Annotated in this window: 8 protein-coding genes, 1 tRNA gene and 1 pseudogene; 2 read left to right on the forward strand and 8 right to left on the reverse strand. The window is 66.0% G+C overall.

Going from position 1 to position 11809, the window contains the following annotated elements; translation table 11 throughout:
• A pseudogene (locus CKO31_RS23705) lies at positions 1-248 on the forward strand (hypothetical protein); the annotation flags it as partial.
• An 829-nt stretch (positions 249-1077) separates the two neighbouring features.
• Here the strand turns inward: CKO31_RS23705 and CKO31_RS23710 are convergent.
• Complete coding sequence (locus tag CKO31_RS23710) at positions 1078-2181, reverse strand: MraY family glycosyltransferase (RefSeq protein ID WP_200242543.1); 1104 nt, start codon at positions 2179-2181, stop codon at positions 1078-1080.
• 444 nt (positions 2182-2625) lie between these two features.
• Positions 2626-3621 carry a lipocalin-like domain-containing protein gene (locus tag CKO31_RS23715; protein ID WP_200242546.1) on the reverse strand — a complete coding sequence of 332 codons (996 nt, stop codon included), beginning with the start codon at positions 3619-3621 and terminating at the stop codon, positions 2626-2628.
• 266 nt (positions 3622-3887) lie between these two features.
• Between CKO31_RS23715 and CKO31_RS23720 the strand changes: the two genes are divergently transcribed.
• Positions 3888-4091 (forward strand): hypothetical protein, encoded by a 204-nt coding sequence (locus CKO31_RS23720; RefSeq protein ID WP_200242548.1) that lies wholly within the window; start codon positions 3888-3890, stop codon positions 4089-4091.
• A 423-nt stretch (positions 4092-4514) separates the two neighbouring features.
• Here the strand turns inward: CKO31_RS23720 and CKO31_RS23725 are convergent, their stop codons facing one another.
• The 6 genes from CKO31_RS23725 to CKO31_RS23750 form a co-directional block, all read right to left on the reverse strand.
• Positions 4515-6830: a polysaccharide biosynthesis tyrosine autokinase gene (locus tag CKO31_RS23725; protein WP_200242560.1), complete on the reverse strand. Its 2316-nt coding sequence runs from the start codon at positions 6828-6830 to the stop codon at positions 4515-4517.
• Between the two features lie 327 nt (positions 6831-7157).
• Positions 7158-8273, reverse strand: coding sequence for a polysaccharide biosynthesis/export family protein (locus tag CKO31_RS23730; RefSeq protein ID WP_200242563.1), 1116 nt, complete (start codon positions 8271-8273; stop codon positions 7158-7160).
• Positions 8274-8830: 557 nt separating this feature from the next.
• The gene (locus tag CKO31_RS23735; protein ID WP_200242566.1) at positions 8831-9271 is read right to left on the reverse strand and encodes a low molecular weight protein-tyrosine-phosphatase; all 441 of its coding nucleotides are present in this window, start codon (positions 9269-9271) and stop codon (positions 8831-8833) included.
• A gap of 42 nt (positions 9272-9313) precedes the next feature.
• On the reverse strand, positions 9314-9808 hold the full coding sequence (gene nusG / locus CKO31_RS23740; RefSeq protein ID WP_200242569.1) for a transcription termination/antitermination protein NusG: 495 nt from the start codon (positions 9806-9808) through the stop codon (positions 9314-9316).
• A 334-nt stretch (positions 9809-10142) separates the two neighbouring features.
• Positions 10143-11138: an NF038130 family PEP-CTERM protein gene (locus CKO31_RS23745; protein ID WP_200242571.1), complete on the reverse strand. Its 996-nt coding sequence runs from the start codon at positions 11136-11138 to the stop codon at positions 10143-10145.
• A 291-nt stretch (positions 11139-11429) separates the two neighbouring features.
• Positions 11430-11520, reverse strand: a tRNA-Ser gene (locus CKO31_RS23750).
• Positions 11521-11809: the final 289 nt, after the last annotated feature.

The following is an 11809-nucleotide window of genomic DNA, read 5'->3' on the forward strand; positions in this document are numbered from 1 at the left end:
GCTTCGCGCGGATGGACGAACGCTTCGAAGCGGCCGAGCAGCGCCGCCAGGAGCTGCGCCAGGACATGCTGGCGCGCTTCGAGCAAGTCGACAAGCGCTTCGAGCAAGTCGATAAACGCTTCGAGCAGGCGGATCAACGCTTCGAGGCACTCACCCGCCGCATCGATCGCTTCATGATCTGGTCATTCGGTACCACTGTCACCGTCGGCGGGCTGGTTGTGACCCTGGTCAAATTCTGGAATCCCTAACCCTGTGAAAAGGGATCGGAGCCGTTTATCGCGATATAGCGGTCAATGAAGGTCTGCATGATCGGATTTCCGGGGGCGGCCTGTTGCAAGAGGCGACGGGCGTTGTCTTCCGCCATGCGTTGGGTGCCTTGGACATAGTCGCTGGTGGACTGCGCTTCGCTTGTCCACCCTACGCCCCGAAAAAGGGGTCGGAGCCCTTTACTCGCGCAGTCTGCGCCGGCGCGGTGTCGGGCACGGTGTCGGGCTTCGTGCCTCAGCCCGACCTACGCCGATTGTGCGGAAAAGGGTCGGAGCCGTTTACTTTCGACATTGCAGCGCCGGGCACGCTACCGCCCTGCCGTGCATCTCTGTACACAGCATAGGCATTTTTCCTCCTTGTGCTGATTGATTGGCCAACTAGCCTGACATCGGCAGGCCGTCAATCAGCTTGGGCCGCAAAGCGGAGCTCTGCGGGGCCCTTTTGTCTAGGTTTCGGCTAGGTGCCGATGGTTGGATTGGTTAACCGCAACGGCCGGTTGAGGCGCGCGTGCAGAGGCCGAGCGCCCTGGTGAGCACGGCATGCAGTCGGTCGCGGCAGGGATGCCGCTCCCACATGGGAGTGGTAGTGGGAGCGACAGCCTTGTCGCGATGTGGCGCTGGGCATTGGTCGTCGCGGATGGGAGGCCGCTCCCATGGCGGTGCGCGGTCGTTCGGCGTTATGCATCTGGCTTGTCTGCTCGGGCTGCGGGCCCCGCCGAGCGCTGTGCGGTTTGTATCGCCGCTGTGGTGGAGATGGATCGCGATGCAGCAGGTGGCTTTGGCCGGGCAGGGGTATGCGCGGCGTCGCTGGTCATTCTTCTGCGCCCTGCTCGATGGGCGGTTGATTGGGTGCGTCCTCGGCGACGCGCCCCCTGAGCAAGCGCCTTAACGGTGCGACGTGCTGCAAGAGCTTGTAAACCACGGCGATGGCGGCCACGAACAGGTAGCTCAAATATGGCTCCGGCAGCGAGTCCAGGAAGATGTGGTCCAGCCCGATGAGCGCGAACGCGGCGGAGGCGCACAGAATCAGGAGCACGGTGGCGTTGATGCCGAAGCCGGCGCGCTGCAGGAGATGGTGGATATGGTTGTGGCCGGCATCGAAGGCGCACAGGCCTTGGCGCTTGCGCCGCCAGATGGTCGCCAGGGTGTCTGCCACCGGGAGGCCGACCAGCCACAGGGCCGCGATGGGCGTAACGGTGTCCGGCGCCTGCTGCGGCAGGGCGATGACGAACCAGGCGAGGCAGTAGCCGAGGAAGGTGCTGCCGGCATCGCCCATGAAGACAGGCGCGCGCTTGCGCCATGGGAAGCGGTAGTTCACCAGCAGAAAGCCGAGCACGGCGGCGGCGAGGACGAGCGCCGGCATGACCAGCACCGGGACGGCCGCCGCCGCTGCGAGCAGCAGCGCTGCCAGGGAGACGATGGTGACGCCGCCGGCGAGGCCGTCGAGGCCGTCGAGCATGTTGATGGCGTTGATGAGCCCGACGATGGCGAAGATGCTGAAGGGCACCGACAGCAGGCCGAGCTGGATCTCGCCGAAGCCGAGGAGGTTGCCGAGGCTCTCCACCCGCACGTCGGCGCCGAGCACGAGGCAGGCGGCGGCGGCGGCCTGGACCAGGAAGCGGAGGCGGTAGTCGATTTCGCGAATGTCGTCGAAGGCGCCAAAGCCCACCAGGAGCGCGCCGCCGGCCAGGACGGGGATGAGGCCGGGGGTCTCCGGCGCCGCCAAGAGCAGGCCGGCGGAGGCGGCGAGGAAGAGCGCGATCCCGCCGGTCAGCGGGGTTGGCGTGCAGTGGGTCTTGCGTACACTGGGGTGGTCGACGAGCCCGACACGGCGGGCGGGCCCGCGCAGCAGCAGAGCTAAGGCGGTTGTGCCCACTAGCGCGAGGACCAGACCCAGCAAGGCATTGTTTTCCATAAAGCACCTCTCCCGGCGCAACTGCTCGCGGCGATCTGGTAACCGATCACCCTGTCCAAGGCGTGGTGAAAATCCTTACACAAACGCCGTTACGGTGTCGACCACAATTATCAGTTCTTTACACATCAGGCTGCGGGTGTAGAGGTCTGCAGGGCTGCGATCCGACGAGCTGTTGGTCTGGTCTCGCGGTATCGCTCGGCGGTGTCGCGGGCGGCGATGCTGCGTGCTGCCCGGCCGGGAAGGGGCTCGGGTCTGTGCTGTGGCGCCACCGGTGCCGGCGGGCGCGGCGTTCGGGGTGTCGCGCTGGCGAGGTGTCGGGCTTGGGAGGTGTCGGGCTTGGGGGGGTGGCCGGTGCGGGCCGGCGGGATGCCTGCGGTCCCAGTGGGCGCCAGTGAGGCTGCAGCCGGGCGGTGCGGCGGATGGGCTGGACGCTGGCGTTGCCGCTCACTCGCGAGGCGCAGCTGCGCTAGGGCGCCGACCCGCGGGCTGGTAGCCGCTCAGCTCGACATAGCCGACGCCGCGGGCATCGCCGTGGATTTGTACCGGGCCTTCCCAATAGACCATGTAAGTGGTGGTGCGGGCGTCGAGCTCGGCGCCGCGCAGGATGGGCTCGACGGTCATGGAGAGGTCGTGGGCGGGGATGTGGATACGCCAGGCGATGGGGTAGCGCCGATCGGTGCTCGGGCTTTGCCAGTGGTCCAGCACTTGGAGCTGGAAGTCGCGCTGGTGCAGCTCGACGGCGCCGCTGGCATCGGAGAGGGTGCCGGAGGTGAGGACACCGCGGCCGGTGTGCGGGTCGAACAGGCGGTAGAGCATGATGTCGCGGCCGTCGTCGAGCTGCAGCGCGAACCAGTCCCAGCCGAGCCGGAAGATCTCGAAGTCGCCCCACTGGTGATCGAACCAAGCGAGGCCGGAGACGGGCCGGGCTTCACCGTCGAGATCCAGTGTGCCGGTCACCGCCATGCGCGGGCGGGTGTAGTAGTAGCTCTCGCCGGTGTCCTCGAAGTCCAGAATGCCGTTGCCGCCCTGCATCACCGGGGCTGCGGTCTCCTGCAGATCGAGCGTGAAGCGGTGGCCGTCGAGGGCGAAGCCGAGGCGGTCTGTGCCGCCTCCGCCCGTGAGGCTCCAGTCGCCGAGGACGAAGTCGAAGCTGTCGACCGTGCCGGATGAGGGGTTGCCGGCAGTGCGGCGCTGGCTGGTGTGGTGTTGGCGCGCGGCGTGGTCCACCAGGGACGCATGGGCCACGGTATGGGTGGTGAGGGCGTTGATGAGGAAGACGACGTAGTGGAAGCTGTAGCGGCGCCCCTGGGCATCGCTGACGTGGCCGTTGTAGTACCACCATTCGACATAGTCGTCATGGGGTGCGTCGTCCGCCGGGAGTGAGACCAGCGGGACGACTTGCTGGTGTGCGTCGTACCAGTCTTCTGCCGACTCGTTCACGGGCATCAAGCCTTGCGCCCACAGCGTATACAGGCCGAATGCAGCTGCGGCGGCCGCGCCGGCGAGCAGCAGGGCTCTATTGCGGCGCTGGCGGCGCGAACCGCGGCGAGCGTGCGGGCGCCTGGTTATGCGTGGCGAGTGGTTGGGCATGAGAGCTAGCGCGCGCAGTTGCGGGATTACGGCTGTGGAAGCGGCATCCTTGCCGCGATTTGGCGTTCGGCGCTGGTTGTCGCGGCAGGGATGCCGCTCCCACGGGGCGAATAGGAGTGTCTCGCATCGCTTTTCGCTATCCGGGCTTCGTGCGCACGGAAAGGATTTGCATCAATCGCGTCGGCGAGCTGCATTGGCTGTTCGGTTACGAGAACGTTTACGGGACCGATGTTATTCGTGGCAAGGCTCGTTGGGCTATTCAGATTTGTAACACGAAAGCGATGGCCATCGGCGTCGACGCCCATCTGTATCGCAAGTGATAGCAGGCGCAAGTGATAGCAGGGTGGACGAGCGGGCCTTGATCATAACTCCGACCGCCTTTGGTGCTGACTGGTGGTGCTGACTGGGTAGTCAGGCCATCCTGGCCTGACGAAACCAGGGCTGGCAGCTCTGGGGACGCAGGGTGCGCCCGCGCGGCTTGATCGTTAGCGCGACCAGTGGTCCACCCCGCGACCGCCGGTAAGCTGGTGGACTGCGCTGCGCTTGTCCACCCTACGCCCTGCGCCTGCCCGGGTGGTCGGAGTTGTGATCGAGGCCGACGAGCGACATGAAGTCTACCCAGGGGCGCTCGGGGCTTGGTGGACGGCGCTTCGCTTGCCCACCCTCCCTGCTTGCTGAGCCCCTTCGTGCTCTTTGTGCTCTTGTTGGCGCAAATACCGGATCTAGGATCAATCGGTGGCTTGCTAGGATGGCGCGGGCTTCGGCTGCCGGTCTGTTTTGGTGTCCGCATAGCGATATGCATACCGGTAACGATAACGGTAGCTGTACCGGCTTTGCAGCGAGATGCCGTTTAGGATCATGCCCCGGGTGCGCGCCCCGCTCTGTTGCAGCGTCTTGATGCTTTGCTCGACTTGCTCGGCGTTGTTCATCGGTGAGCGCGCCACCATCAGGGTCGCGCCGCCGTGCTGGCCGATGACGGCTGCGTCGGTCACCGCCAGCACCGGGGGCGCGTCGATCAATACGTAGTCATAGCGCCCTGAGCTCGACTCCAGCAAGGCGGCGAAGCGCTCGTGCATCAGCAGATCTGCGGGGTTCGGGGGGCGTGTGCCCGCGGGGAGGAAGTCGATGCCCATTTCCTCCAGATGCAGAATTGACGGGTTGGGGCCGAGATCGCCGGTGAGGTACTCGCAGAGCCCCTGCTGCGGGCGCACGCCCGCCAGGCGGTGGAGATGGCCCTTGCGCATGTCGCCGTCGATCAGCAAGACCTTGCTGCCCGCTTGAGCAAGCAATACGGCAAGGTTCAAGGACAAGAAAGACTTGCCGACTTCCTGGGTGGGGCCGGTGATGAGCAGGGTCTTGTTGTTGGCCTCCAGCAGCAGAAAATGCAGGCTGGTGCGCAGGCTGCGGATGCTCTCGACGGCGGGGTCGCCGGGCGCCTGGAGGGCGAGCGGCTGCACCGCGGTCTTGTGGCGCTTCTTGATGGCCTTGGCGATGCGGTCTTGAGCCTGGCTGAAGGGGATGGTGGCGAGCACCGGCAGGCCGATGCGCTGCTCGAGGGCGTCCGGGTCGTCGATGCCGCGGCGCAGCTTGACGCGCAGATACACGAGCGCGAGGGCAACCAACAGCCCGATCATGATGCTGGTGAGCACTTTGCGGCTCAGGCTGGGGGCGACGGGCCCGCCCGGCGGCAGCGCATCCTCGATGATGCGCGCGTTGCCCACGGTGCCGGCCTTGGCGATGCGCAGCTCTTGCAGGGAGTTGATCAGGTTGGAGTAGAGCCCGGAGGTCACCTCCACGTCGCGCTTGAGGCGGAGCACGGTCTGCTGCACCGTGGGCAAGGACTCGGTCTGTGCCTCCAACGCTGCGAGCCTGGCACTCAGCCTGTCCACCAGGCTGTCGATGGAGCGGATCTTGGGGTGCGCGGGCTTGAAGCGGGCGCGCAGGCGCTCGCGCTCCTGCTGCAGGGTGAAGAGCTCGCTTTCGATCTCGGTGATCGAGGTCAGGACCTCTTGGGTCTCGCGGGTGATGTCGATGGTGCCGTGCTCGCGCAGGTAGTCCTTATAGGCGGTTTCTGCCGCCTCCAGCCGCGTTTGCAGCGGCGGCAGCTGCTTCTCGAGGAAGGCCAGGGTCTTGTCCGCCTCTTCGCCCTTGCGCTCCAGATTGCGCCGCTGGTAATTCTCCATAATGGCGTTGAGCACCGTCGCGGCACGCTCTGGTTCGCCGGCGGTGAAGCTGGTGCGCAGGATGCCGGATTGGGCCGGTCGTTCCGCCGCGCTGAAGCTCCTGGCTAGACCGGCCGCGGCGGCATTCACCGTGAGCTTCTTGACATGGAAGTGGGTGCCGGCCCGCGCTTTGAGCCGGGTGACGAAAATCACCAGGGGCTCGCCGTCGATCTGGGTCTGGGCGCGCACGCCGGTCTCGCCGCGCAGCAACTCCGCACCCGCCGGGCTCAGTAAGCGATAGCTGCCCTCGGTGCCGGCTTCCAGAATCAGGGGCTTGCCATAGAAGGCCTGTGGGACGAGCAGGCTTTGGACCTGGATGCGCTCCCCTCCCCAGGCGTATTGGGACCGGCCGAACCAGGGCTTGGCGACGCCGGGCCCGCGGTAGGAACGGGCGATGGCGCGGCCGAAGTAAGGGTAGTAGACGGGTGTCGCCCGAATATCCAAGTTGAGCCGCTCGACCACGTCCGACATGACCGGCCGAGACTTCATGACGGCGATCTCCGCGGCCACAGAGACGGACCCGCCGAGGACTTCTCCGTACTGCTCGAAGGCTTGCAGCGCCGAGGCGCCGGCCTGGTTGGTCTCGATTTGCATCAGACCGTTGGCCGTGTAGCTGGGGTCGGTAGAGAGATACCGATAGAAGCCCGCCGCCGTCGCAATGGCCAGAATGGCCAGGATCAGCCACTTGGCGTCCCATGCCGTCCACAGGAGGTCGTGCAGATTGCCGCCTTGATCGTCGTCGTAGTCGCGGGGGAAGGTCTCGGCCTGTGTCTGTGTGGCTTCCGGCCAGGCCGAGGGCGGATCTGTGGCCGGGAATGCTGGTCTGACGTCGTTCATTGTATTGGCGGATCGCACAGCGGCTATTCGAGCGGCGCCGGGGACGCCGAGGTGAACGGATGAACACGGGCCGGGCATCGCGCCTGGCTGCGTGGATGATGGACCTGCATTTTTATAGCTGTGCGATTCACTCAATATGCTGGGTGGACTGCGCTGCGCTTGTCCACCCTACCAGTCCCGGGCGCTGCCAGCGGATTGGGGGCGTCATGATCGACGTTCTGCCTCCGATCGGGCTGCCTTGCCGTGTTTTGGGCGGAAGGCGGTGCATTGCCGCGGGCATGGTGGCAAGCTTGGAGACATGGGCTGGCACAAGGGCGCGCCAACACGTCACTCGGTCCCGTAATTGAAGTTCAGTCCCTCGACATTGTTCAGAATGTTCGTTGTCGGCAGCAGGTTGCTGATGATGCGGTTCCAGCGGATGATCGCGGCCGCGTCGACGTAGACGATATCTCTTGGCCTCAAAGGGAAACGGTCGGCCAGCAGTAAGGCATCCGGTGACTTGGACGACAGGTGGAAGATCTTCGGGCGGTCGCCGCCGCGAATCACGTAGATCTGATGCGGGTTGGCCGCGAACTGCTGGATGTCCGCGGCATCGCCGATGGCCTCTGCCAGGGTCACGCGGTGCCGCCCCATGGTCTGCGAGCCCGGCCGATTGACGGCGCCGAGCACGAAGATTTTATTAAAGCCCCGGTCCGGCACGCTCAGGATGTCGCCATCGCGGAGCATGAGGTTTTGGCTGGTATCGCCGTGCTTGTAGAGCGCGTGCAGGTCGATCTGCCGTGTGTCGCCGGCGCGCGTGAGCGTGACATTGCGCCGATTGGCGTTCTCGGTGAAGCCGCCGGCTCGGTTGACGGCCTCGACCGCGGTCATGGGCACGTCGGTGATCGGCAAGACGCCGGGCTGCCTGACCTCCCCCACCACATAGATACGCTGGCTGCGATAGGCGGCGACACGGACTTCGAGCTGGACGTTCTCGATGGTGGCGCTCAGCTTGCGGGTGAGGATGTCTCGCAGCTCGCTGGCGGTGAGTCCTGCCGCCTGGATGACACCGGCGAACGGGAAATACATGGTCCCGTCCTCCGAAATCACGGTGCCGGACTGCTCGGCGCTGCGGAACTCGCCGGCAGGCATGGTCAGCTCCGGGTGGTCCCAGACAATGACGTTGACGATGTCGCCGGCGCCGAGGCGATAGTCCTGATGCGCCGGCGGTGCGGGCGTGGTCTCGGGCGCCGGGTAATAGGCGCGCTCGTGCTGGATGATCAGCTCTGCGGTGATGGACTGAATGCGGACATTGGCCGGGACCTCACCTTCCGGGGTTTGTACTGGCACCTGTACGGAGGACTCGCCGGTGGCGCGCATTTGGACAACGTCGTTGCCGGGCACGGCTGCACAGCCGGCCAGGAGCAGCAGCGGGGCGAAGAGGACGAAAACGGCGCGCAACATCTTGGCTGTTCGATCGGCTGGGGTGCTAAGGGGCAGCTTGGCGGCGGCTTTGGGCGCGTCGGCTAGGCGGCATGTGGGAGCGGCAACCTTGCCGCGATTTGGCGCTCGGCGCTGGTTGTCGCGGCAGGGATGCCGCTCCCACGGGGACCTGGCTGTGGGAGCGGCATCCTTGCCGCGATGCGGCGTTCGGCGCGGGTTGTCGCGGCAGGGATGCCGCTCCCACGGGGGCGCGGCGAATGCGCGTCCGTCGCTACTGAATTTTGACTCGGCGCTGAGCTGTACGACATTGCCCGATCTCCTGCTCCTTCGTCCTGCGCGGCTTGTGCCGTTTTGAGCCGCGGCGTCGTGTCCCGTCTCGCGTGTGAGCTCGGCTTGATGTGCCTAGCCTGTCACTGGCACGCCGGTCGCGCGTCCCGCAAGCTCGCTGCTGGCTGCAAATCTCCATAGACCCGGCTCAAGAGACCGGGCAAGCATTCAGCGTAGGTCGGGCTGAGGAACGAAGCCCGACAACGCGTTCATGCATTTCCACCGCAAGCACCGAACATACCGGCGCATTCTCAATGCAGCCTGCCAGCCCAGCCGGCGACTGACGCTTCGATGAGCTGCAGGGTCTGCTCGCAGGCATCGAGGCCTTGCAGGTAGGGGTCGGTGATCTCGCTGTCCGCCCAGTGCCCCAGGCGCATGACTTTGCCCACGTAGGCCGACCCGATGGCGCGAACCGCAGAGCGCTGCGCTTCTTCCATGATCAACACGAGATCCGCCCACGCCAGCATTTCAGGGGTCAGCTGTGTTGCCCTGTGCTCCGACATATCCAATCCGCGGCCTTCGAGCACCTGCTGTGCGTCCTCTGCAACGGGGTGCCCGACCAGGGCGTGAACGCCGGCCGAGCGGATCTCGGGCGCGCGGCGCTGACCACCCGTGGCCCGATGAAAGACGGCCTCCGCCATGGGGCTGCGGCATATATTGGCCGTGCAGAGGAGCAAAATGCGGTTAATCAAGGGCTTTGCGGATTCTCAGGCAGGCTGTTCGCAGACGGAGCTTCAAACTTGCGGTGCGATGTCACTTCTGGCGAGCGTGGTCGAGACATTGCGGCCCAGCAGGTCCAGCAACACCAACACGCGATCGGCACCGTTGGCGACTTCGAAGACGCCGTTCAGTCCCGCGAACGGGCCGTCGACGATCATGACCTTGTCCCCGGCGGAAAGACCCATGGCGTTCGGGTCGCGCAGGCGCTGCTCTCGCTCTTGAAGGGCGGCGATCACCGCCTCCGGCAGCTCCGGCACGTGATCACCGAAGCGCACGAGCCCGACAACCCCGAAGGTACTGCGGATGGGACCGTATGCCTGCTCGGCCGCCTTGACGCCGACGAACAGATAGCCCGGAAACAGCGGGGCTTCTGTGCGCCTGCGGCGCCGGCCCACGGTGGGGATCATCGGCAGGAAGGCCTCATAGCCCTGCCGAGTCAGGTTCTCCAAGGCCACGCCTTCTTGGCGGGGCTTGGTACGCACCGCATGCCAGCGCAGCCTCGCCGTCATCACTGCGGCACCAGGCGGGCGTGCGGCCCAACATCCGCACCGAATGGCGGCCCCGGGCGCGGCGCATGATCGACCCCGGGCATCACAGGCCTCATGGGTCGGCTGCCAGCGGTCTTGAGAACGCGCATGATCCTGCGGGGATGATGGGCTCGTGCCGGGCCGCACGGCGTCGGCTGCGACGCGGCGGCGGCCCGAGGACGTCGGGCCTGCCCACCCGGGCGGAGCGGACGCTGACATGCTGCGCCGGCCTTCTCCAGCATCGCCGTCAACGGCGGCCTCTTTCAACAGGATTCGGGTGTACAGCGCAGGCGACGCGCGCGCCTGCAGCGACCGCTCAGCGGTGGCGCTGCCCCGGCTTGCAGCCCTGCCGGACCCCGGCCAGACCGCCCAGAGCGATGGTCAGCAGGGCGAGTGTCGTGGGGACGGGGACCTGCTGGGTTACTTCGTAGTTACCCGTGTAGGAGCACCTGTCGTCCGGCAGTCCGCCGTTGGGGAAACAGTCCGGATCCTCGGGTGCTTGCCCTGTCCGGGTAGCACTGAAGGCGAATTTGAAGTCGCTGCTCAGCAGCTCATTGCCCGCGCCGTAGAGGTCGAGCCGCACCACTTCGCTCGCTTGAGGCGGGAAAGGGTCCGTTTGTGGGTCGTAGCCCACGAAGGGGAGCAATGGCTCAACGATCACGCTGGCGTCGAAGTTGCCCTGCAATCCGACGCGTACGACGGCAGACTTCGACCCGGCATCCTCCAACAGCACATAGCCTGGATTGGGGTCGCTCACCGCCAACGCGCCGCTGGTGGTAGGGTTGAGACCCTCACCGAACACGAAGGCCTGCACTGCCTGCTCGAACGTGACAGGGCCCACGCCAATTCCAACCAGCGCGTTCTCATCCCAATCCGCCGAGGACTTGCCGATCGAGGCGAGCGCGGCGTTGACGTAGTCGTAAGCCAGCGCGGAGGGCTGCAGGGTTAAGATGTTCCCCCAATCGGCCAGCGTCGGCGTGACCAGATCGACGGCGTAGGCTGTGCCGAGGTCGCCGGTTAGCGTGGTTCGCACGCCGGACTGCCAATCGGTGTAGGCGCGGCCGTTGCCCAACTCGATGTTGTCGCCGGGGTTGGCGGCCGAGCCCGAGAGGTAGGTTTCTAAGGGCGGCGGCGGCGTTAGTTGGCCGCTGTTGGTCAGGACGCCGGAGACGTCCGCCTCCCAAACGTCGTAGGTGCCCGTGATGGACACGTTGGAAATCGTCACGACAGAAGCCGAGGCGACTTCTGCCCACAAGGCCGATGCCGCGACCAACGCCACGACGCTGACTGCCGAAACCCGCTTGCCGGTCATCCCCCTGCCTCCGTGTAAAAAACTCATGCTTGACCGGGTCAGCAGTGTATCTTGCAGCATCCAGCCGAGCAAGGCCGACACGGCCTCGCCGCATGGTGCCGGGCACAAAACAAGCATGCCCAGGGCGGGCTAAGGTGCGCGACCTCTGCTGCGGGGAACGGGCGAGCCCTGCGTTGCTCGCCTCGGCCGGCAAGAGTCTGCCGCCCGCATTCGCGAAACCCGGCACTGGCAGGTGGGACAGTCTGCGTGCAGCGAGGGGGAAGACGCTGTGCTGGCGCCGAGAGAGGTGATTGGCGGAGAGAGAGGGATTCGAACCCTCGATGGGCTATTAACCCATACTCCCTTAGCAGGGGAGCGCCTTCAGCCACTCGGCCATCTCTCCGTTTCGACCTGGCATTTTAGCAGGAAGACCCGGGCTCGCGTCCAATCCGGTTGGCGGGTTGGTGGGACGGATTGGGATGCGGGCGCCTGTCACGGCTTCGGTCGGGCAGATAATCGCCGGGTGTAGGCTTGGGTGGGCGTCAGCGAAGTCCCGCGCTTCTCAAAGCCGGACGTTTCCCGCCGGTCTGGGTGGACTTCGCTGGCGCTCGTCCACCCTACGGGTGCGGCCACTGCTGCGGGGCGCGCTTGCGGTGGAGGCGGTGGGGCGCGGGGTAGGCTGCTGTGGCGGC

It is taken from the genome of Thiohalocapsa halophila, assembly GCF_016583825.1.
Lineage (GTDB): Bacteria > Pseudomonadota > Gammaproteobacteria > Chromatiales > Chromatiaceae > Thiohalocapsa > Thiohalocapsa halophila.

What these genes read in the sequence shown, in the direction of transcription:
- CKO31_RS23710 (WP_200242543.1), bottom strand. Translation starts at nt 2,181, where the DNA reads ATGGAAAACAATGCCTTGCTGGGTCTGGTCCTCGCGCTAGTGGGCACA.
- CKO31_RS23725 (WP_200242560.1), bottom strand. Translation starts at nt 6,830, where the DNA reads ATGAACGACGTCAGACCAGCATTCCCGGCCACAGATCCGCCCTCGGCC.
- CKO31_RS23730 (WP_200242563.1), bottom strand. Translation starts at nt 8,273, where the DNA reads ATGTTGCGCGCCGTTTTCGTCCTCTTCGCCCCGCTGCTGCTCCTGGCC.
- nusG (WP_200242569.1), bottom strand. Translation starts at nt 9,808, where the DNA reads ATGACGGCGAGGCTGCGCTGGCATGCGGTGCGTACCAAGCCCCGCCAA.
- CKO31_RS23745 (WP_200242571.1), bottom strand. Translation starts at nt 11,138, where the DNA reads ATGACCGGCAAGCGGGTTTCGGCAGTCAGCGTCGTGGCGTTGGTCGCG.